The organism is Roseibium sp. JB4-4, from assembly GCF_055693425.1.
Map to the genome: position 1 here is coordinate 4,490,889 of NZ_CM146333.1, position 23,262 is coordinate 4,514,150.

Consider the following 23,262-nt stretch of genomic DNA (forward strand, 5'->3'; position numbering starts at 1 on the left):
GCAAAATACGTAAACACCGATTAGCTTTCGCCGTCAAGGGCTCCAAGAGCCAATAGAAAAAGCTGTCCGGGAGGAATTGAGGCGCATGGCCCAGAAAACCCTTCGCCTGACCATGGCTCAGGCACTCATCCGCCATCTTGCCGCGCAATTCGTCGAAGTCGACGGCAAGACAGTCAGGCTTTGCGCCGGCGGTTTTGGCATTTTCGGCCACGGCAACGTCACCTGTCTTGGCGAGGCGCTTTACGAGCACCGCGAAGAACTGCCGCTCTGGCGCGGTCAGAACGAGCAATCCATGGCAATGGCTGCGGTTGCCTATGCCAAGCAGCAACTGCGCCAGCGGTTCATGTTTGCAACAACGTCGGCCGGACCGGGCACGACCAACATGCTGACTTCCGCAGGTATTGCGCACACCAACAGACTGCCGCTGCTCATGCTGTCCGGGGATGCATTCGTCACCCGATTGCCGGACCCGGTTCTGCAACAAGTTGAACATCCAAGCAATCCAAGCCTGTCGGTCAACGATGCGTTCAAGAGTGTTACAAGATATTGGGATCGGCTGACACACCCGGCACAGCTGTTGCAATCGTTGCCGGCTGCGATCAACACGCTGATTGACCCGGCAGACTGCGGGCCGGCGTTCCTGGGACTTCCGCAGGATGTTCAGGGTTGGGCGTATGACTATCCGGAAGCATTCTTTGAGCCGAAAACCCACTATCTGCGTCGCCAGACCGCCGATCAGCGCGAACTTGCGGCTGCAGCCGCGTGTCTGAAATCCGCCGAACGCCCGCTGATCATTGCGGGTGGCGGTGTCCAGTACTCGCTTGCAACGCAGGAGCTGCTCGACTTTGCGCGCCAGCACAAGATTCCGGTCGTTGAGACGATCGCGGGTCGGGCCAATCTTGTTCACTCAGATGAACTGAACTGCGGGCCGATCGGTGTGACCGGCTCCAATTCGGCCAATGCTCTTGCGGGTCAAGCAGATGTCGTGCTTGCAGTCGGCACCCGCCTGCAGGATTTCACAACCGGGTCGTGGACGGCATTTGCGGGTGATGCGAAAATCGTGTCCTTGAATGTTGGGCGCGTTGATGCAGGCAAGCATATGGCTCTGCCGGTAGTCGGAGACGCCAAATTGACGCTGCCGCTTCTTGCAGACGCGCTCGGGACCTATGAGACACCTGCTGACTGGAGGCAGAAGGCTGCCAAGGAGCGGGCCGCCTGGAACGCTTATGTCGACGACAATACCTCGCCAACTGCGCAAGACGGCAGCAACCGGCCGATGTCCTACGCTCAGGTGATCGGCGCGGTGAATGAGGTTTGTGCGGATGATGACAGGGTTGTTGCTGCGGCAGGCGGTTTGCCCGCCGAGGTGACAGCCAACTGGCGTACACGTTCCATGGGCAGCGTGGATGTTGAATTCGGCTTCTCTTGCATGGGATATGAAATTGCCGGTGGCTGGGGTGCTCGTCTTGGTCACCAGGAGCGCCATGCCGATCGCGACACGATCGTCTTTACCGGCGACGGTTCTTATATGCTCATGAACTCCGACATCTATTCTTCCGTATTGTCGGGAGCCAAGCTCATTGTCATCGTCTGCGACAATGGCGGCTTTGCCGTGATCAACAAGTTGCAGAACAACACCGGCAACGAGTCCTTCAACAATCTGATCAGCGATTGCAGGCTGGCGGTTGAGCCCTTTGCTGTCGACTTTGAGGCGCATGCGCGGGCAATGGGTGCGAATGCGGAAACCGTTTCTTCCATTGCCGAGCTGAAAGAGGCCTTCGGTCGCGCCAAGCAATCGGAAAAGACCTATGTGATTTCTCTTCAGGTGGACGCCTTTGACGGATGGACACAGGAAGGTCACGCATGGTGGGAAGTTGGCACTCCGGAAGTCTCGGAAAGCGAACGCGTGCGCAAGGCGCATGTTGATTGGGAAGCCGGTCGCAGCGCGCAAAGAAAAGGCATCTGAGATGCCGAAGTCCCTTTCGCCCGCGTCCAGAATGTTGGTCCTTGGCCGGGCCGGTATGGATCTTTATGCCGACCCTCCAGGCGCAGAAGCAGAGACTGCGACCGGATTCGCGACCGCTCTTGGCGGGTCTTCCGGCAACATTGCCGCCGGTCTGGCAAGGCAAGGTGTGGCGACCAGTCTTTTGACCTGCGTGTCAAAGGATTCAGTTGGCCGCTTTGTCCGCAGGGAATTGTGCAGCTACGGTGTTGATACGACGCATGTCGTTGAGCTTGCAGGTGAATGCAGAACCTCGCTGGCCGTAACGGAAACGCGCATCGAAAATACCCAGAACACGCTTTACAGGAACAATGCAGCGGATCTTCTGCTTGATGAAGCCCACGTCAGGGAGATTGAATTCAGCAAGTTCGATGCGCTGATCGTGACCGGTACAGCGCTTGCGGCCGACCCTTCGCGCAAAGCCTGCTTCGTGGCGATGGAAGAGGCACGTGCCGCCGGGATGATGGTCGTCATCGATCTTGACTATCGGCCTTATAGCTGGCCTGGAAGCGTGGAAGCTGCAGAGACTTATGGTGCCGCCATTGAATTGACGGACCTTGTTGTCGGCAACGATGAAGAATTTGCCGTTGTGGCCGGAGGAGACACAGAGGCAGGTCGCCGTTTGGCGGGCGGCCTGACCGAGGCCGGCAAGACCGCCATTTACAAAATGGGCGAAATGGGCTCGATCGTCTTCGCACCGGAAGAGAGTTTTCAGACCGGTATTTTTCCGGTTGAAGCCATCAAGCCGATGGGGGCTGGTGATGCCTTCATGGCTCTTCTGATTGCTTCCCTTGTCAAAGGGGCGACGCTGAGAGAGGCGGTGCTGCGCGGCTCAGCCGCTGCAGCAATGGTTGTGTCACGCTTTGGCTGTGCACCCGCCATGCCGACGCCCGAAGAGCTTGAGTCGTTTCTTGAGCAAAACACCGCTCCACAGAGCTGAGGAGATCGTTATGCATATCCCGACGTTCGAAAATGCGAACAAGGCCATCATCGATACCGACGATACGCGTGTTCCGCTCAACTACTTCAACATCGTCAAGCTGAAACGTGGGCAGGCATTTGAATACTCGGTGCCCGGTTACGAGACCGCCATTGTTCCGGCGACGGGCAGCGTGGATGTAACTGTTGAAGGTGTGACTTTCGACAAGCTCGGCAATCGTGGCGCGGATGTCTGGGACGGAGAACCGGAAGGCGTCTATGTCCCGACCGGTGCCAAGGCGCAGATGGTCTGTGTCAGCGAAGCCGCTGAAGTGTTCGTTGCAGGGGCCAAATACGACAAGGTCCTGGAACCATTCGATGTCCGGACGCCGGATATCGACCTGGTGCAATACGGCTCCGACGACACCAAAACGCACCGTAAGATCAAACACATTCTGGGAACCAAGTATCACGACAGGGTAGGCCGCCTTCTGGTGTCCGAACTGTTCACGGTCGGCCAGGGGGGCTGGTCCGGCTTTCCGCCGCACAAACACGATACGGACCGTCTTCCGGAAGAATCGCGTCATGACGAGACCTATAATTTCCGCTTCCGCCCGAACAACGGCTTCGGCATGCAGCTGGTTCAGCGGGAGGACGGCAAGGTTGGGGATGCCTATCACATCGTCGACGGATCAACGATCGTGCTCGACAAAGGCTACCACCCTTGCGTCGTCGCACCAGGCTATGAAATGTATTATTTCACGATCCTGGGCGGTCTGTCGCAGCGCTCGCTGGTTCAGTATTTCCAGCCCGATCATGCCTGGCAGATCGAGACGATCCCGGGCATCAAGGACATGATTGCCAAGTTCAAATGACCGCAGTTCCACTGACTGACGTTCTGGCAGATGCTGCCCGCGACGGATATGCGCTTGCCGGATTGGTCGTGCTCGGCTGGGAAGATGCCGTTGCCTTTGTGGAAGCCGCCGAGGAAACAGGCCTGCCTGTGATCCTGCAGGCCGGACCCGGATGCCGGGCGCATACACCAGTGCCCGTGATCGGCAAAATGCTGCGTCATCTGGCGGATCAGGCGAGTGTTCCGGTGGTCTGTCATCTGGACCATGGCTACAGCGTTGAAGAGTGTCTGCAGGGGATCGATCACGGGTTCACGTCGCTGATGTTCGATGGATCCAAGCGTCCGATATCCGAAAACATCGATATGACCGCGGGTCTGGCTGAAATCGCGCACAAGGCCCATGTCTCCGTTGAAGGGGAAGTCGGGTATGTCGGCTATGCCGAAGGGGCCTCCTCCGCCTTTACCGATCCGGCTGAGGTTGCGCGGTTCGACAAGGAAAGCGGAGCAGATGCAATCGCTGTGTCGGTTGGCAATGTGCACCTGCAAACCGAAGCGACAGACGGCATTGATTTTGAGGCGCTCGCAGCTGTTGAGCATGTGACGACAAAACCGCTGGTTTTGCACGGTGGCAGCGGCATTCCACAGGACGATCGCATTCGCCTTGCGCGCGAGACGCGTGTCTGCAAATTCAACTTCGGAACGGAATTGCGGCAAACGTTCGGCCGCTCACTGCGTCAGACATTGGCGGACAAGCCGAACGTGTTCGACCGCAATGAAATACTGCGGTCGGTCATGCCGGCGATGAGCGAGACAACCAAAAAGTTCTCAGGACGGTTGGCCCGTCCTGAGACTGTTCTAGCGCAGAAAGAAAGCCTTCAAGCGAGACAAAAAGCCTGTCTTTTTCCGGCTTGGAGTGACACGGGTGGCGCTTGTCGGCGGCTCTTCCGCACGCCTGGTCTGGGCCTCAGCTTTCCTTTCTGAAGACGGGATGCGCGATTCAGGCGCCATTCCTCTTTTGACACCCTTTGCAAAGGCTTCTGCTGCTGCGTGCGAAACCGGACCGCGGGGAGAAAAGAATGGCATGGGTACCCTCCTGAAAGACTACAATCACACTTTCAATTTAGGGTTTATTAAATCGCGTTTCAATAACCTTTGCTTGCCGCGAGGTCTTTTTCAGACCTCGCGGAATACGGCACTATGACCGTGGTTTCAGGTTTTCCGGGTCATACAGCGGCTGGTATCCGACGCCCGCCACTTCAACCGGGTAGGTTTCCGAGAAGTATTCGACGTTCAGCTTGCGGCCGACCTGGCAATAGTCTTGAGGCAGGTAGGCGAGCGCGATGTTCTTTCCGATGGTCGGTCCATAAGCAACTGATGTTGTGTAGGAAATTCTCCCAAAACTATCGACCAGCGTCTTGCCCGTATCAGGATCCTGAACCGGCATGGGGCCAACCGGATAGCGCTTGACGCCTTGTCCGTCTGTGTTGTCGGTCATGACCAGGGTGCACAGCATGGCAGGTTGTTTTTCGCGCGCCCGGTACTCCAGATGTTTGGCCTTTCCGCGGAAGTCGGCTTCCTTCACTTTCGGCCGGGCAAGGTCCGCCTCATAGAGATTATACTGGGTCAGGAGATCGGCGTTCTGCAGCCGCAGGCTCTTTTCCATGCGGCGCGAATTGGCATAGGTTTCAACGCCAACGGCCATGACGCCGATTGCTCTGAGCGCGTCCCAGACAGCAAGACCGTCTTCATATTTCATATGAAGTTCCCAGCCCTGTTCGCCCACATAGGACAGCCTGAGTGCTGACACTTCCTTGCCGGCGATTTCAAGCTTGCGGATGGCTGCGAAGGGGAAGTTCTCCGGATCGAGCGTTGCCGGATCGGAAACGACCTTCTTCAGGTTTTCCCGGGCGTTCGGACCCCAAATGCCGATGGTGGTATAGGCTTCGCTGACATCCGTCACGGTGACCTTGAAGCCCTTGTCTTCGGCAACACGTTGAACATAGCGCAGGTCACGCGGTCCGGCATCAGCACCATCCACGATGCGGCAACGGTCTTCCATGCGGAAGACCGTCAGATCCGCCCGCACATTGCCTTCGTCATCGAGGAAATGCGTATAGATGCCTTTGCCGATCATGGTGTCGCCGCCGATCTTGGCAGCGCAAAGCCATTCCATCAGGGCAACATGATCAGGACCTTCAACGTCGAACATATAAAAATGCGACAGGTTGATGATCCCGCAATCTTCGCTGAGGGCCAGCTGCTCGGCATTGGAAACACGCCAGAAGTGACGGTTGTCCCATTCATTTTCGCGCATAGGAACGCGGTTGCCGTATTTCTCCAGCAGGTGGTCGTTGGCGGCATACCCATGCGCGCGTTCCCAGCCGCCAAGTTCCATGAAGTGACCACCAAGTTCGACTTCGCGCTCATGGAAAGGGGAGCGCTTGACGCCGCGGCCGGAAGCATATGGCTCGCGCGGATGGATCGCAGGGAAATAGATCTTCTGGGCTGCTTCGTAGCAGCGCCCTTCGATGAATTCCTCGGTCATTTGATGCGCGTAAAAGCGGGAATAATCGATGGAAGCGTGATCGATTTCAGTGCGTCCGTCGGTGATCCAGTCCGCGATCAGCTTGCCGTAGCCCGGGCCGTCCTTCACCCAGATGGCAACACAGTACCAGAGCCCGCGTACTTTCTGGCTTTCGCCGCAGGACGGGCCACCGGCGGCCGAGACCTGTAGCAGACCGTTGAAGGAATGGCTTTCATTATAGCCGATCTCACCCAGGATCGGCGTCAGTTCCATTGCGCGTTCCAGTGGCTCGATGACCTGTTCCATTTCCAAGTCGCGCTGTGAGGGTGACAGACGCGCCTGATCCTTTTCAAGCAGATCACGCGGATGGCAGAGGCGCGGCGTGTCGGTCTCGTAATAGCCCCATTCTATCTGCCCGCCTTCGGCTGTTTTCGGGTCGCCCGTGTCGCGCATGTAGGCTGAGTTGCCCTGGTCACGCAAAAGAGGGTATCCGATATCCTTGCCGGTGCCTTCAAACTCATTATAGGGGCCGAAGAAAGTCAGCGGGTGGTCGACGGGCATGACCGGCAAGTCCTCGCCGACCATCTCGGCGATCTGCCGGCCCCAAAGACCGGCGCAGACAATCACGTGATCGGCATGGATCGTGCCGCGATGGGTTTTGACGCCGGAAATTCGGCCATTCTCGACAATGAGCGATTGTGCGGGCGTGTTGGCGAAGACCTTTAGTTTGCCGGACTTTTCGCCCTTGTCGACCAACTTGCCCGCGACGGTCTGCGAGCGCGGAATGACCAGACCGGCATCCGGGTCCCACATGCCGCCTTGAACCATGTCCTCTTCGATCAGCGGGAATTTTTCCTTGATTTCGGCCGGGGTGACAAGGCTAACATTGGTGCCGAAGGCCTTGCCGGAAGTGACCTTGCGCTTGATCTCCTCCATCCAGGTGTCATCACCAGTACGCGCCACCTCAAGACCGCCGACCCGGGCGTAGTGGCCCATCTTTTCAAAGAAATCGATGGAGTACTGCGTGGTCCAGACCGACAGATAATCGTGGCTTGTGGTGTAGCAGAAATCAGATGCGTGGGCCGTCGAGCCGATGTCAGTCGGAATGCCGGACTTGTCGATGCCGACAACATCCGTCCAGCCACGCTCGATGAGGTGATGCGCCACCGACGCGCCGACAATGCCGCCCAGACCGACGATGACGATTTGTGCCTTGTCAGGAAAAGCTGACATGTCTCATTCCTCTTTGCTTCCCGCCGTCTTGCCGCCATCGGATGCGGCAAACCGATTGCCCGCTTCCGCCTGGCGCTTTCAAGCCATATCAAGGCCGGGCGAACCGATTCCGGTCAACCAGCCTTTATTCTCAAAACAGTTTTCCGATTTATCGCACCTCGGCTCGCGACAGATCCCGGAGCAAAATAGCTCAATTGCGTCATCTGGGTCGGTTTCGGGTGGTTGGGCACAGATCCAGGGCGAACAACTTAGTCGCATGTTTGACTGTGCATCGAGTTCTTTCAAGAAGCACTCGCGAAGTGCAGGCTAAGGAGCGATGACGTTCGTCATTCGTTCCTTAGCCTGGCAGGCAATTAACCGGCATTGTGAGAACGCCGATCTACTCTGGTAGATAGGTTACACAAACTGAAAATCATCCTGATGCAGCGCGCTGGTAAGGACACCTTCTAGGACTATACTCGTGCTGCCGTCAATCGAGATGGTCGTGTCGGAACCGTCATCTGTCGCGGCTGCAAGCACCTCTGAGTAAGACGTAAAGATAGCAGTTTCGAACTCAATCATATCGCCAGATCCAGCTCCTGCTGTGAAGTCCGTGACAGTGTCATTGCCGGTATCTCCAGCAATAAAGCGGAATGTATCGTTTCCGCCGCCACCAGTCAGAATGTCATTCCCCGCAGCGCCGACGATGACATCATCTCCAGAGAATCCGATGATGACTTCATCAGAGGAGGTACCGAACATTGCTTGCACCCTGGCTTCGGCCATGGTCCAGATCGTTCCATTGTCGAAGACAATCTGCTCAATCCCGTCCCAAAGGTCACTATCAAGAGTGTTGATGATTGTGATCTGGTCTGTTGTTCCAGCAAAGGTAAATATTGCTGTGTTCGATGACCCGACGCGCGAAACACTCACTTCGTTCGGCAGGTAGCCGTTGATTACAATCTTGTCCGTAGAGCCAAAACCGTTGTCTTCGATAGTATCGACGCCGTCACCGCGTGCAAAGACATAAGTGTCCGAGCCGCCTTCACCGTGTAATGTGTCGTTTCCGAGGCCGCCTATTAGTGTATCATCACCGCCATCCGCTTCAATCGTGTCATTTCCCAGACCACCCACCAACGTTTCATCAACACGGCCAAAGCCGTGAATGAAATCATCGCCATCGGACTGAACAGAGGTCAGGACAGCGGATCGGAGATCGCTCATTGTCCAGATAGTACCGTTGTCAAAAACAATCTGCTCGATCTGATCGTAGACGCTGATATCAAGCGACTCGACCAAAGTGATTTGGTCGGATGTTCCGACAAAAGTCAGGATCGCAGTGTCTGATAATCCATCTCGCGAAATTATGACTTCGTCCGGAGAGTAGCCGTGAAGTACGAGTCGATCCGTGTCTCCGAATCCGTTGTCTTCAATTACATCGACTCCATCACCTCGGGAGAACACATAAGTGTCTGAACCACCTCGTCCATGGAGCGTGTCATTGCCAAGACCGCCCTCAATGGCATCTCCAATGCTACTAAAGCCTTGGATAGTGTCATTGCCATCGGTCTGAAGACTGCTGAGGATCTTGGTTCGCAGATCGCCCATCGACCAAATCGCACCGTCATCAAAGACAATTTGCTCAATCTGATCGTAGTTACTCCCCTCAAGTGTATCAACAATTGTAACTTGATCGGTGGTTCCGACAAAGGTCAGTATCGCTGAACTGGAGGTGCTCGCTCGGGAAACGATCACTTCGCTCTGCGCATATCCGTGTAGAACCAACTTGTCGGTAGAGAGATAGCCATTGTCTTCGATTGTATCGGTTCCGTCGCCTCTGGTGAAGACATAGGTATCGCTGTCATAGCTGCCGTGCAGTGTGTCGTTGTCCAAGCCGCCAACCAGAATATCGTTGCCGCTACCACCATTCAGCGTGTCATTGCCTCTACCCCCCAACAGGATGTCATCCTCGTTGGTTCCGGTGATGGTGTCGTCTGTTGCTGGATCGTCATCGGGAGAAACGGAAACTGTGATGACATTGACTGATGTGAAGTCGCCGTCGCTGACCACATAGGTGATAATAATATCGCCTTCGAAGCCTTCATCCGGGAGAAGGCTCAAATTACCTGAAGGCAACAAGTCAACAGTTCCGTTGCCGTCAATTGTGGCAGCGACAATGGTCAACGTTCCGTCATCGACATCGTTTGCCAGTATATCGGCGGACGCTAGTTCAATCGGCGAACCGTCGAATAAAAGATTGAAATTATCGGCTTCTGCCTGAGGTTTTGCATTAATGATTGCGATCGTCTCGATGTCCGTTTGCGTCCAAACGGTCCCATCCTGGAATTCGATCGCCTCGATGCCTTTTTCGGAGGAGGCAAGGAATTGTTCTGTCAGGGTGATTATCGATCCGTCAGACAGCAGTAGCAAAGCATCTTGAGCGCCCACACCGGGTCGTACGATCTTGACGGATTGCGGCGTAATCCCAGCACCAAAGACCAGCCTGTCAGCCGCACCTTGATAATAGTCTTCACTGATCGTGTCCGAGCCGTCGCCCAGATTGTAGTGGTAAACGTCACTACCTTTGCCGCCCTCGAGCGCGTCATCGCCAAGACCGCCGGTGATAATGTCGTCACCAGATGCACCCTTTACGCTGTCATTCCCGACACCAGCGTCAATCTCATCATCGACATTAAAGCCGTGAATGATGTCGTCGCCAGATGTTCCTGCTTGCGACAGAAGCAGCAAACGCAGGTCACCACGGGTCCAGATCGTGCCATCGGCAAATTCGATTTGCTCAACGCCAGTGTCGAAATAGTCGTCGAGCTGGTCCGTCAGAAGGACTGATCCACCATCGACGAAACCTAGTGTGACGTCATTCAGCTCACTTACACCGCGCGTCAGCGTGACCTCGCCAGGAACAATTCCATCTCCGAGAACCAGCTTGTCGGTGGCACCATTGTTGAAAAGCTCATGGATGGTATCGTTGCCATCTCCAAGATTGTAGACAAACGTGTCCGAACCGTCTCCGCCATCAAGAACGTCGTCGCCTAATCCACCAGTGAGGATATCATCCGCGTCGCCAGCATTGACAGTGTCATCGCCAGCACCGGCATCGATAGTGTCGACGACACCGAAGCCGTTGATGTCATCGTCGCCATTTGTGATCTCTTGTGCCAAGATCATGGAGCGCAAGTCGGCACGGGTCCAGATCGTGCCATCGGCGAATTGAACCTCTTCGACACCGCTATTGAAGAATTCACCCAGCTGGTGTTTCAACAGGACCGAGCCGCCGTCGGTGAACGACAGTGTGACTTCGTTCAAATCACTCGTTCCGCGAACGAGAGTAACTTCTCCTGTAAGGATGCCTTCACCAAGGACCAGCCGATCGGCAGTACCGTTGTTATAGGTCTCTATGATGGTGTCCGCGCCATCGCCAAGATCGTAACGGTAGATGTCGGAGTCTTTACCGCCGTCGAGCGTATCATCGCCAAGACCACCTGTAATAATGTCCTCTCCGGAATAGCCAAAGACAGTGTCGTTTCCAGCTCCTGCGAAGAGATAGTCGTTTGAGTTGGTGTAGCCGTCGATCGTATCATCGCCATCTGTCCAGGCGTTCTCCGCCAGGATCCGAGCAAGATCTTCGCTGGTCCAGATTGTACCGTCTGCAAATTCTATCAGCTCAACACCGCTGTCGAACCAATCAACGGATTGGTGTTTCAGCGTTACCGAGCCTCCATCTACAAATGTGAGAATGACCTCATTTAGATCTTGAGGGCTACGCGAAACAGTCACCTCAGATGTCAGAATTCCGGCACCAAGAAGAAGCTTGTCGGAAGCACCGTTGTTTGTGGTTTCAGCGATAATATCAGCGCCATCTCCCAACTCGTAGATATAAGTATCGGAATGCTTGCCACCGTTGAGGTTGTCGTCACCTAAGCCTCCTCTGATCGTATCAGAGCCATAACGGCCGTAGACAGTGTCGTCTCCAGCGCCGGCATCAATGGTGTCATCGAGAGTAAAGCCTGAAATGAGATCATCACCGTTGGTCGATACACCTTGCAGATAGTGGGCGATGAGATCGTCTGTCTCCCAGACCGTGCCATCTTGGAAATGGAACTCTTCAACGACATTGAAATCGAACGGTGCCAAGCCTCTGTAGCCAACAACCGTGATGCTGTCGTTCGCATTTAGCGACAGTGTAAGATCAAGGTAGAGATCGTCGGTCCAGGAAATTGAGACGTCCGATGTCGAGATACCCGCGCCAAAAACAATCTTGTCCGTGTTGTCTATAAAGATCGAAACCTGTTCATCGAAGATCCGGTCGTGGCCGTAGCCTATGCCGAAGTGGTAGGTGTCGCTGTATTCGCCGCCATAGTAGGTGTCGTTGCCCAATCCGCCGTCAAATACGTCCTCGGACGCAAACCCGTAAAGTGTGTCGTCTCCGTCTGTGCCCGCGATCAGCTGCTGTTGAATTTCACCGATTGAAATCGTTGATCCGTCTGCAAATTCGAAATGCTCGATATCGAAATAGCGGTGACCAAAATTGTTATAGAGGAACTGGCTTTGGATCGTCAGTTGGCTGCCGTCAGACAGAGTTGCGATCAGGTCATTGGAAGCCCCATTTCGCGACCAGGTGACGTCATTCGCAGTAACACCCGCACCGAAGAGCAGCTTGTCATTTTCGTTGCTGAAGACTGAGAGAAACTTGTCGTAGATGACGTCTTGTCCATAACCAAAGCCGAAGTGGTAGGTATCGTCTCCATCACCGCCATTCAAATAGTCGTTGCCGGCTCCGCCATCCAAGACATCATTCCGCCAGAAACCATTGATGGTGTCATCGCCGTTGGTCGATTGAAGGAAGTGATTGTAGATGTACTCCTGATCCCAGACTGTTCCATCTTCAAACTCGAAAGTCTCGATGGCGAAATAGTGATTTCCCGCGATATTGTCGCCAAGGAATTGGCGCAGGATTTTGAACTGGCTGCCGTCTGACAGTTTCACGGTCAGATCGGCACTATCGCCTTCACGTTCCAGCGTCACATCGCTCTCGGTGACGCCTTCTCCGAATTTCACTTTGTCGATGGTTTCAAAGTTCAGGTCGAGGCTGGTTCCCTCGTCGAATACGTCTGAGCCGTACCCGAAGCCAAAGACATAAGTGTCGTTCTTGTTGCCGCCGGAGAGGTAGTCATTGCCAGCCCCGCCGTCGAGAACATCATCGCGGGTGAAGCCATAGATCGTGTCGTCGCCGTCGGTCTTTGCGTCGGCGATCAGTTTGGCCATGATATGTTCGTTGTCGAAGCCCTGGCTTTCGCCATTGCCGTTCTCGAATTGGAAATACTCAATCCGGTCGAACCAGAATTCTCCGCCAAGCGCGGTGACACCGAAGAACTGACCGTTGATCGTCAGGCTGTCGCCACTGGTCGTGTTGATGACAAGGGTGTTGCTGTCGCCGTCACGGTAAAAGGAGAGATCTGCGTATGACAGATCGGCACCGAAGATAACAATGTCCTCTCCGCGTGAGAGCACATCAACCTGTGCGTCATGGATTGTATCGTGGCCATATCCGGCGTTGAACAGATAGATATCCGTGTTGTCGCCACCCTGCAAAAAGTCGTTGCCGGCACCGCCATCCATCAGATCGGCATGATCGGTTCCGATCAGAGTGTCATCGCTGGCAAGCGGGTTTGAGATGGCGGTGGCAATTTCGCCCATGCCCCAGACTTCGCCATTGGCGAAAACGATTTCTTCAATACCCTGAAACGGCCCGACAACGCCACCGAAGAGTGAATACTGCATGTCATGGAACTGGCCCACGACACGCACGCTGTCTCCGGTATCCGTGACAGTCAGGATGAGGTCTTTGCCGTCCCGGGCAGCGGTAATCTGATCGGGGGTCAGGTGTGCAAAGCGGATGGTGTCGAAATTGTCTGAGCTTTGCTCAAGGTCGTTGATGACGTCATTGCCGAAATTCTGACCAAAGACAAAAACGTCGCTTCCGGTTTTGCTCTCCACCACGTCGTCGCCGGTGGACATATAAAAGATTTCGTTCTCGTCCGTGCCGGTGCGGGCGCCGGAACCATAATCAACGATATCCTGCGAGACCCCGAGGCTCTCGGCGGCCACTGCCAGGCTGACCGGCAATCCTACGGTCTCGTAGGCAGCCACCACATTGGTGAAGATGAACGGCTCCGTAATCCGGTTGCCACCCGGCCGGTCATAGTCTGACAGAAGCGTGTCGATCAGCGGTTTCCAGGCGTCCAGCCAGTTTGCCGCGCCAGTTGCATCCTGCGGTGCCGCCTCGAAGATCTTCTTGAAGAACGGGATAAGTTCAAATTCGGTCGTCGGCGAGAAACGGTCGGTTTCGACCGAATATTCAACTCCGTCAAAATAAGGCTTCAAACCGCCTTGCATCGCCAGGCGAAGCGCAAGTTGCTCCACCAGCAGCTCTGTCCGGCCCAAAAGGGCGCCAAGGCCGGCAATTGCAGTTCCGGTCAAGGCTCCCGGATCGTCAACGGGTATGTTCTCGCCGAAATAGCGCTCGATGAAATCAAGCTCGGCTGCGGTGACGACTTCCCAGGCAACATCCGCCCCATTCACCGGGTCGGCCAGAACCTGATCATAGCTTGGGTACTCGATCACATTGCCATCGGCGTCGGTGATGGAGGTGCTGCCTGCCAGTTTCCAATAGGTGACAGTCTCTTCCGACCCATCTTGCAAAGTGATTTGCTCGGTCACCTGAACAGCGAAGTCCAGGACTTCCAGTTCGCCGCCCGCGCGGCTGATCAGCACCGGCACATCCGGATTGCTGCCGAAGCCAGTGGCGGCAGGCGGTGCCTTGGCCCAGGCATCGAGAATGTCGAAGGCGCGCTCGGACAGCACGTCCCGGTCGATCACATTCAGCGTGGGCAGAACGGTGTTGATCGTCTGCGCCAATGGCCCGTTCGGGCCCTCCAGCGTGAGGGCCACCTGGAGATCGGTCAGAACGCCATGGCCTTTAAGGGCCGGCATGTTGGCCGCGATATCGGGCGCAATGGTCGTATCGCCCGTATAAACCGTGTCGTAATTGTTGATTCGGAACTCGATGTCGCCCACCGTGCCGGTGCTGCCGTCGCCGCGCGTAAAGCTGCCGGTACGGGCCACCACATTCAGCGCGTTCTGGCTGCCGTCATCGGTCGCCGTAAGATCGATAGAGGCAATATCGAGTTCGGAAAGTGTGAAGAGTTCACCGGCATCGGTTTCAGCATCCCGGTCCAGATCCCGCCAGATGCGGAGATCCGAATAAACCGCATCCTGCGCGTCGATCTTGCCGTCGCCATTGAGGTCATAGGCGGCCAGCGCGGCAAAGCCGGACTGTCCGACGCCGCCGAACAGCTCGTTGATATCGTCGATGGTGCCATTGGCATTGAGATCAAGCGTCAGCAGCCCGTCATCCGGCGCCACCCAGCCGCTATGCTCGGCAAACCCGTCGCCATCCATGTCGAACATGGGGCTGACGCCCGTCACCATGGAGGTCAGTTCCAGTCCGTCGCCGTCGAGGTCGAACACAAGCGGATCGACGCCGCCAGCATTTGCTGAATCTAAAACGTATTTGATGCTTTGCACGATGAAAGACCACATGCTTTCACCATTGACCTTGCCAATACCGTTCTCGCGCCCATCGGCAAGGCGCCACATTTCAGTTTGGATCTCTGCCGTTCGAATGCCTGCTGTTGCTTCGGAGGCTGGACCTAAGGGATCGTTATTGAAGTTTGCCAATGTGAGGAACGACTCTTCGTCCTCGCGTCTCGAAAAGAGGTCTCCGATAGCTAGGGCGCCACTTGCGTCGACTGCGAATTTAAGAATGCCTCCGAGACCATATAAAAAAGGACTTTCTGAATCGACGTGCTTGGTAAAAGTACCGGCTGTGCTCAAATGGCCAAACGCCAGAACCAAGTCATAGCCATCAGCGCCCACCACTTGCGTGCCGGTGGACCACATCAAATTGATAAAATCTTTGTCGTCCTCACCTCCTGGGCCTGCGTATATGACAGAGCCTGTGCCCGCTCTAATGAGCCAGTCGTTACCTTTGCCGAGGTGAATTTCTGCGGCGCCGAACCCCCAAACCCAATCATTGCCGTCACCGGCGTCGATCGTCAACTCTTTGCGTTCATCCTCCAAAGTTTGAGGGTTGTCAGCTTCCGCAACGTTAATTGCAACAATCCAGTCATCGCCGATACCACCTTCGATTGTAAGGTTCTTTTGCTCGATCCCTTCATACTGTGTAAAAGCAACAATGGTGTCGTCGCCTTCCCCACCACGCACCACGCCGGTTCCTGTATGCGCGATCCAGTCATTGCCGCCGCCAGCATCAATCGAATCATCTCCGAGGGCTAGAATTGCCTGGCGATCATCCTTGCCGGAGAAATGCCCCACGTCTTCAAGCATAACAAATTCAGGGAAATCAAATTCGAAGTCAGGAAAATACTGTGTAGCAACATACAAATAATCGAAAAGAGGTTTTACATAGTCAACCCAAGTCCAATGAGGGAATTTTGCTTCGAAATATTCCAAAACGGCACGCGCGTCATTTATATTTATTCCAATTTCATATGTGATGTATGCAAAAGCGCCTGCTTGTTTACCTGCGGCGACAAATATGGTTCCTGCTACAACCTTTTCTAATATCGCAGAGGCGCCGAAATCCAGTAAGGTGTCGCTGTCAACACTTTCGAGAAATGCTCTAATATCATCATTTATCTCTTGCGCTGCGGCTGGATCGGATGAAACCAAAACAATTCCTGCGGTTGTGAGGATGGCAACGCCAAGTAAATCAACCTTGTCCGAAAAGGGGTTTTGGGGGCCGCTGTCGTTGAGAGAATTCGAGCCTCTAATCAGTTGCGATTGGGCAGAAAATACCTCAATTCCGGCAGTGTCGAATGATGGGTCAATAAGTGCGCGTCGCTCAAAAGGGTTAACCACATCCCCATTGGCATTCGTAATACTTGGGTCCGAGGCCGTCGAAATGCTTTGGTAACTTCCCTTCGGCGTGCCGTCGACGGGATCGCCGTTGGTGAAGTGCAAATCTAGAAAGTCCTTGTAGTCTTCCGCTACGCTGGCCGGGTAGCCGGCGTCGAATCCTCCAATGGCTTGAGCGTGAGGATCTGCACTATTTATCATGAACTTAGGCGCCATGCGATCGGGGTCTGAGCCATTGGCTCCCGATACGCGATTTGCCATCAAACCGTCGCGCAAATACTTTTCGACAGCATCCAGTTCCTTTGCTGCAGCCTCAAGGCGTGACCGGATATCCGGGTCATCAAAATCTGTGTTTTGGCTTAGATTGCCAAGATTATGTTTTCTTTCAATTTCACGAAGAAGATCTTCGACAAGACCGTTGTATGTGTTTGTATGGCCTCCCTTATGTAACGCGAGACCGCTTGCAATTGAATCCGCCTCGTGGGTTGGCAGCCAAATACCATTTTCGTTAAAGCTATTGTGTTTGTAGAGTCCAGTTCCTGTGGGATTATTGGGGTCCAAATCAATTTGCGCCAGAGCTTTCAGAAACTTGAATTTATTAGCAACATTTGTAGGAATAAGATGATGGCCTTCGAAATTCGCATTCCAGTCTGCTGGACTGGTTTCTTTAGGATTTTTTTGGAAAGCTTGGGTCCGTTCTGAATTCACTCGCGAATACAAAATCATTTATGTCAACCGTCATTTCCAACCTCCTCTCGACATTCAAGAAGTTCGAAGCATTTTTTGAATCTTATTTTCTTCAATTCGTTAACTAATTCATCGGAAAAGAAAGTATCTTGATATCCAGCGTAATACTCCTTCCAAAGGTGCTTTCCGTTTATCTTTCTTTTGTCGAATGTCATCAGATGACTTGTTACGGGGAAAACAACATAGTGTTCTCCGGTAGTTGAGACGCCGCTTGTAAAAAAAGATCTTTCGAAAATAACGGTGTCCAGTGATTGACCTGGTTGCAGAAAGTAGTAAGGCTCTGGTAGTGGCTGCCCATTCGACCAAAATAGGTCCGTGGGTAGCCAGTTATGAACGTTCGGTTCCAACGCTTCGACAAGGTCCCTAAATCTTTGCGAAACGATCCATTGCCCACCGCCAAAAGCCATAACGAACAGGGCGCATTCTGAAACTTTTCCGCTAATTGTTACTCTCGACGGCACTTGGTCTGGAGTTAGTTTAGGTTCTGTTTGCTCAATATCCCCCATTTGACCAGATTGATCTGGCCTGTAATCAAATTTTTTTGGAAACTCTTTTATATCAACGGATACTCTCCATGCCATTACTTACTTCTTTCTTTGTGTTGTCTTTCTATTTGTCTAGATGGTTTTCGCCTGCTCCAGGCTCAGTTCCAAAATAGGCACTCCCGGTTGAGCGCCTTCCGGCCTATGCCGAATGCGGATTTTTTCGGTTTCGCTTATTCCGAGCGTCTCACCGTCCCGAAGCACCGGTCCCTGAGCCAAAAGGTAGTGTGAGATGTTCAGCACTCGAGAGGCAGTGTCCTGGGGCGAGAGAGCCCCGGGTTCAAACTGAATTTCCCGGCCGATAAAAGGCTGCAGGCCTTCAGTAACAAAACCGATCATTGTTTGAGACCCAGGTAGGGTGGGGGGCGATAAGGATAAATCTGTAGCCACAGATCTAGAGGGTATTTTTGTTCGCTGATCTGCTGCAGAGCTTTAAAAGCCATGATCGGTTCAGAGATAGTGTTGCCGGTCGTCCAAATTATGCTGAGTACCGAATGGCTCTTGATAACGGCTGCGGTTAAAAGTGTCAGATTGATTGCGCTTTGGCGCGCAGCTGCAAAGCCTTCTTCTGACTGAAAGACCGCTACGATTACATGCGCTTTGTGTTTTTCAACTGCTGCCTTGGCTCCTGGCCAAGTCTGATTGTAAGCAATCGGACGTTCGGCGGTGTCCACGGGCAGCGGCTTGTCAACATGGATTAGCGCAAGAACGGTTTGTCCCATACGAACCAAGTGAGTTGGTTGAGCAGCTTCTGCTTGCTCTGAGTCTACCGTTTCCGCCTCGACATTTGGCGCGAAAGACTTGAGCGCCGCAATCACTTCCCTTCCATCCGCGAATTGCGCGTTTTCTAGGGCTAGCATGGTCATGAAACGATTACTCATTGTAATATGCTCTCGTTTTAGTCTCTGCCTATTTGCAAAAAATTAACCTTCTGGCTCTGCGAGCTCCTGTTTAGCATGTCATGTGCTGGACAAATCACATGCTAGCGCGTGGGCAATTTTTTTGACTTGATATCACCTTAACGCCAATGGATTTCATGAAAACTGGGCCATGCGGAATTGCTGGCTTCTAGTCAACTAGAGCGCTATGGAGGCGGCGCGATTAAATATATAATATTGTCTGGATGCTTACTCTCTCCATCTATCAATTAATTTTAATGGAAATTATTATTATTCCCATATTTTAAGTATTTAATGGTATTTCGAAGGATGTTGCTTGCTGCATCAGGGTCGGGCATGGCGAAGATGTCAGGATAATCTTCGCTGTTCGAGACCTCCTTTGCTATAGAGGGGAGTAGATCGGCCGACGTTGGCAGACCCAAGCTAAGCCCAAAATGAACCATTTTACTTGGTGCTTCTTCAAATTCAAATTCCGGCACCCTGGGGTCATAGGCAAGATCCGTCCAATACGCAATGAACTCCTCCCGCGCTTTCCAAAGGCGGAGCGTCTCTTAGACATTTTGCCAAAGGACGCTCGTCAAGCGGCTTCAGCGAATAGCAATGTGCGAAGAAGAATTCTCAACCAAAACAGCCCCCGCCACTCTCAGGTTTTCGTCAATAAGTTGTATTTCTGAATGCACGGTGGCATGTGTTATGTTGGTTGTAAATATTAAAAATTACGCACTTTAAAATTGATATTGAATTGTCAAAATTTCAAAATTGGCGGAAATATGGGAACTTTTAGGGTTGCAGATTTCAATCTTACGTAGCGGTTACAAGGGTTTTCATTTCTCTGAAAAATTTGCTTTCTTCTAGGTTTGATTGAGAGCTTTGCCCGGCGCTGCCCTCGCTTGTTCTGGCCCCGTTTTCCATGGCGCTCCGTTTCCTCGGATGTGCCCTTGTCCAAAACATTCGGTGGTCAAGACCATGTCTGTGTTTGAGCAATGAATCAAAATAATTTAATCTTATAAATTTCAAGCTTGAAATATCTGTGAGCTGAGTTACGTTAACTCGTGTCGATCCGTGGCGCGGGAGCGCTCGAAATTCGGGAGGTGCGATCAATGCGGGTGGCGTGTTTGGGCGGTGGGCCTGCCGGGCTCTATTTTGCGATCTCGATGAAGCTTCGCGATCCGTCGCACGAGATCGTTGTCGTTGAACGCAACCGGGCGAGCGACACGTTTGGCTGGGGTGTCGTGCTGTCGGACGATGCGCTGGAAAATCTGGCAACGAATGACCCGAAAAGCGCTAAAGCCATACGCGATCACTTTGCCTATTGGGACGATATCGCCGTGGTACATGACGGCGTGCGTACGGTCTCCGGCGGTCACGGTTTTGCCGGGATCGGCCGCATGCAGATGCTGCTTTTGCTTCAGGAACGGGCGCGTGAACTGGGCGTCAAACTGCTCTTTGAAACGCCGTTTGACGATATTGAAAGCTATCGCCGCGACTATGATTTGGTCGTCGGCTGCGACGGCATCAATTCCAGTGTGCGCAGCGCCTATGCGGAGCATTTCATGCCGGAAATCGATACCAGAAAGTGCAAGTTCGTCTGGCTTGGCACGCATCAGAAATTCGACGACGCCTTTACCTTTATCTTCGAGAAGACCGAGCACGGCTGGATCTGGGCGCATGCCTACCAGTTCGATGATGAAACGGCGACCTTCATTGTCGAGTGTACCGAGGAAACCTACGCCAATTTCGGCTTTGACGGGATGTCGAAAGAAGAGATCGTCGAAACCTGCCGGAAGACTTTCGAGGCGCATCTTGGCGGGCATAAGCTGATGTCGAATGCCGACCATCTGCGCGGGTCGGCGGTCTGGATCAACTTCCCGAGGGTGCTTTGCGAAAAGTGGCACCACGGCAATGTCGTTCTATTGGGCGATGCGTCCGCAACGGCGCATTTTTCCATCGGGTCCGGGTCACGGCTTGCCTTTGACAGCGCCATTGCGCTGGCCGATCTCATTCACAGCGAACCGACCCTTGAGAAAGCCTTCGAACGCTATCAGGAAGAGCGGCGGCTGGAAGTGCTGCGGCTTCAGTCCGCAGCACGCAATTCGCTGGAATGGTTTGAGGATGTCGAGCGCTATCTCGACCTTGATCCGGTGCAGTTCAACTACTCGCTTTTGACGCGCTCGCAGCGTATTTCGCACGAGAACCTGCGCCTGCGTGATCCGGATTGGCTGCGTTCGGCTGAGCAGTGGTTTCAGCATGCATCCGGTGTTCCGGACAATGGGCCGGTGCGCGCACCGATGTTTGCGCCGTTCCGTCTGCGCCAGATGGAGCTGAAGAACCGGATCGTTGTGTCACCCATGGCGCAGTATAAGGCCGTCGACGGTTGCCCGACAGACTGGCACCTGATCCATTATGGCGAACGCGCGAAAGGTGGCGCCGGGCTTGTCTATACCGAAATGACCTGTGTTTCAGAAACGGGCCGAATTACGCCGGGCTGTCCAGGTCTTTATGCGCCGGAACATGAGACTGCCTGGAAGCGTCTGGTAGATTTCGTGCATGGCGAGACCGAGGCCAGGATCTGTTGCCAGATCGGTCATTCAGGCCGCAAGGGTTCCACCAATATCGGCTGGGAAGGCATGGATAAGCCCTTGGCATCCGGCAACTGGGACCTTGTGTCCGCATCGGCACTAGCCTGGTCTGAAGAAAATGCTGTACCGCGCGAAGCGACCGAAGCCGATATGGAGGCGATCAAGTCAGAATTTGTTGCCGCAGCCGAGATGGCAGAGCGTGCCGGGTTCGACATGATCGAGCTGCATGCCGCCCATGGCTATCTGCTGTCTTCGTTCATTTCGCCGCTCTCCAATACCCGGAGGGATGACTATGGCGGCAGCCTGGAAAACCGGCTGCGCTACCCGCTTGAGGTTTTCCGGGCAATGCGCCGTGTCTGGCCTGAACATAAGCCGATGTCCGTGCGCATTTCGGCAAATGACTGGGCCGGTGAGGACGGGGTAACACCGGAAGAAGCCGTCGAGATTGCGCGCGCATTTCAGCAAGCAGGGGCGGATCTGATCGACGTCTCCGCCGGTCAGACCAGCACGGAGGCAAAGCCGGTTTACGGGCGCATGTTCCAGACGCCGTTTTCCGACCGGATCCGCAATGAGGCAGGCATCACCACGATGGCGGTCGGCAACATTTATGAGGCCGATCACGCAAACTCGATCCTGATGGCCGGACGCGCCGATCTGATCGCCATCGGCAGACCGCATCTGGCCGACCCTTATTGGACCTTGCATGAAGGCGCAAAGATCGGTGACCGGCAGGCCGTCTGGCAGCCACCTTATCTTGCCGGGCGCTATCAGGCCTGGCGGCTTGCGGACCGTGAAGCAGAGGCAATCCGGGTATGACGCTGGCAGGCAAACATGTGGTCGTGACTGGCGGCGGCTCCGGTGTCGGTGCTGAAACGGCGCAGGCGTTTAACAGGCAAGGCGCGCGCGTTACGATATTGGGGCGACGTGAGGAGCCGTTGAAGGCGCAGGGTCTTTCCTACCAGCTGTGCGATGTCACCGATGCGGAGGCTGTTGCGAAGGCACTGGACGCTGCCCGGCAGCAAAATGGACCGATTTCCGTTGCCGTTGCCAATGCAGGCGCCGTTGAAAGCGTGCCTTTCGCAAAACTGTCTCAAGATCAGATGCAGTCAATGCTGGCGGTGAATCTGATTGGCGTTGCCAATCTTTGGCAGGCCGCGCTGGGCGATATGAAAGCGTCCGGTTGGGGGCGCATGATTGCCGTTGCCTCCACCGCCGGGTTGAAGGGGTATCCTTATGTGGCGGTCTATAGTGCGGCCAAGCACGGTGTCATCGGATTGACCCGCTCGCTGGCGATCGAGCTTGGCCAGACGGGCGTGACCGTCAACGCGATCTGCCCGAGCTTCGTGGAAACGCCACTCCTTGAACGGTCGATTGAAACCATCGTTCAAAAGACGGGTCTGAGCGCGGAAGAGGCGCGTGCAACTCTTATTGCGGGCAATCCGCAAAAACGGTTCATCGAAACTGATGAAGTCGCCGGAACTGCGCTGTGGTTGTGTTCTGATGCTGCGCGGTCGGTGAACGGACAGGCAATTGCCTTGTCGGGAGGAGAAGTATGAACGAACCGGCTCTCACTGGAGCAGAGCAATCTGTCTCGAAGGCACGCCTGCGGCTCTGGCTGAAACTGCTCAAGGCCTCCAGCCTGATTGAGGACGAAATCAGGCGGCGCTTGCGCAATGAATTCAACTGGACGCTGCCGCGCTTTGATGTGATGTCCGCGCTGGCGCGCTCACCCGACGGGCTGAAGATGAGCGAAATCTCGCAGATGCTGCGGGTCTCCAATGGCAACATCACCGGCATCGTGGACAAGCTGTCAGAGGAAGGCCTGGCCTTGCGGGTTGCAGTGCCCGGCGACCGGCGCGCCAACCTTGTTCGGCTGACGCCGAAAGGACAGAACGTCTTTGCCGAGCATGCAGAAGTGCATGAGGCCTGGATCGACGAAATTCTGAGTGGGCTCGACTCTGAGGACGTGGACGGCATGATCGGCCGCCTCGACCGGTTAAGCGAAGCGCTTGAGGAGGGCAAGTGACC

The 23,262-nt window shown here is 54.4% G+C and carries 12 protein-coding genes and 1 pseudogene; 7 read left to right on the forward strand and 6 right to left on the reverse strand.

Annotation, left to right across the window (positions count from 1 at the left end):
• Positions 1 to 85: 85 nt before the first annotated feature.
• The 4 genes from iolD to ACZ1HV_RS21185 are packed head-to-tail and all read left to right on the forward strand — an operon-like array spanning position 86 to position 4,754.
• Positions 86 to 1,966, forward strand: a complete 1,881-nt coding sequence (gene iolD, locus ACZ1HV_RS21170) for a 3D-(3,5/4)-trihydroxycyclohexane-1,2-dione acylhydrolase (decyclizing) (RefSeq protein WP_472716218.1) — start codon at positions 86 to 88, stop codon at positions 1,964 to 1,966.
• Position 1,967: 1 nt separating this feature from the next.
• On the forward strand, positions 1,968 to 2,942 hold the full coding sequence (iolC, locus tag ACZ1HV_RS21175; protein WP_298961189.1) for a 5-dehydro-2-deoxygluconokinase: 975 nt from the start codon (positions 1,968 to 1,970) through the stop codon (positions 2,940 to 2,942).
• A 10-nt stretch (positions 2,943 to 2,952) separates the two neighbouring features.
• Positions 2,953 to 3,795 (forward strand): 5-deoxy-glucuronate isomerase, encoded by an 843-nt coding sequence (locus tag ACZ1HV_RS21180; RefSeq protein WP_472716219.1) that lies wholly within the window; start codon positions 2,953 to 2,955, stop codon positions 3,793 to 3,795.
• Complete coding sequence (locus ACZ1HV_RS21185) at positions 3,792 to 4,754, forward strand: class II fructose-bisphosphate aldolase (RefSeq protein WP_472716220.1); 963 nt, start codon at positions 3,792 to 3,794, stop codon at positions 4,752 to 4,754. Before ACZ1HV_RS21180 ends, ACZ1HV_RS21185 begins: the two co-directional genes overlap by 4 nt.
• Before the next feature lie 214 nt (positions 4,755 to 4,968).
• On the opposite strand, the gene ACZ1HV_RS21190 is transcribed toward ACZ1HV_RS21185, so the two are convergent.
• The 6 genes and pseudogenes from ACZ1HV_RS21190 to ACZ1HV_RS21215 form a co-directional block, all read right to left on the reverse strand.
• On the reverse strand, positions 4,969 to 7,530 hold the full coding sequence (locus ACZ1HV_RS21190) for a GcvT family protein (RefSeq protein ID WP_472716221.1): 2,562 nt from the start codon (positions 7,528 to 7,530) through the stop codon (positions 4,969 to 4,971).
• Between the two features lie 396 nt (positions 7,531 to 7,926).
• Positions 7,927 to 15,936 (reverse strand): calcium-binding protein, encoded by an 8,010-nt coding sequence (locus ACZ1HV_RS21195; RefSeq protein ID WP_472718480.1) that lies wholly within the window; start codon positions 15,934 to 15,936, stop codon positions 7,927 to 7,929.
• An 849-nt stretch (positions 15,937 to 16,785) separates the two neighbouring features.
• Positions 16,786 to 17,193: pseudogene (locus tag ACZ1HV_RS21200) on the reverse strand (AHH domain-containing protein); the annotation flags it as partial.
• Positions 17,194 to 17,198: 5 nt separating this feature from the next.
• Positions 17,199 to 17,795: an imm11 family protein gene (locus ACZ1HV_RS21205; protein WP_298961207.1), complete on the reverse strand. Its 597-nt coding sequence runs from the start codon at positions 17,793 to 17,795 to the stop codon at positions 17,199 to 17,201.
• A 36-nt stretch (positions 17,796 to 17,831) separates the two neighbouring features.
• On the reverse strand, positions 17,832 to 18,095 hold the full coding sequence (locus ACZ1HV_RS21210) for a DUF4261 domain-containing protein (protein ID WP_472716222.1): 264 nt from the start codon (positions 18,093 to 18,095) through the stop codon (positions 17,832 to 17,834).
• Positions 18,092 to 18,637: a hypothetical protein gene (locus tag ACZ1HV_RS21215; RefSeq protein ID WP_472716223.1), complete on the reverse strand. Its 546-nt coding sequence runs from the start codon at positions 18,635 to 18,637 to the stop codon at positions 18,092 to 18,094. Before ACZ1HV_RS21215 ends, ACZ1HV_RS21210 begins: the two co-directional genes overlap by 4 nt.
• 1,118 nt (positions 18,638 to 19,755) lie before the next feature.
• Here ACZ1HV_RS21215 and ACZ1HV_RS21220 point away from each other — a divergent pair.
• From ACZ1HV_RS21220 to ACZ1HV_RS21230, 3 genes are read left to right on the forward strand one after another with little or no spacing between them, the layout of a single operon-like run.
• Positions 19,756 to 22,050, forward strand: a complete 2,295-nt coding sequence (locus ACZ1HV_RS21220; RefSeq protein ID WP_472716224.1) for a bifunctional salicylyl-CoA 5-hydroxylase/oxidoreductase — start codon at positions 19,756 to 19,758, stop codon at positions 22,048 to 22,050.
• Positions 22,047 to 22,790: an SDR family NAD(P)-dependent oxidoreductase gene (locus ACZ1HV_RS21225; protein ID WP_472716225.1), complete on the forward strand. Its 744-nt coding sequence runs from the start codon at positions 22,047 to 22,049 to the stop codon at positions 22,788 to 22,790. The genes ACZ1HV_RS21220 and ACZ1HV_RS21225 overlap by 4 nt, the downstream gene beginning before the upstream one ends.
• Positions 22,787 to 23,260 carry a MarR family winged helix-turn-helix transcriptional regulator gene (locus ACZ1HV_RS21230; RefSeq protein ID WP_298822638.1) on the forward strand — a complete coding sequence of 158 codons (474 nt, stop codon included), beginning with the start codon at positions 22,787 to 22,789 and terminating at the stop codon, positions 23,258 to 23,260. Before ACZ1HV_RS21225 ends, ACZ1HV_RS21230 begins: the two co-directional genes overlap by 4 nt.
• Positions 23,261 to 23,262: the final 2 nt, after the last annotated feature.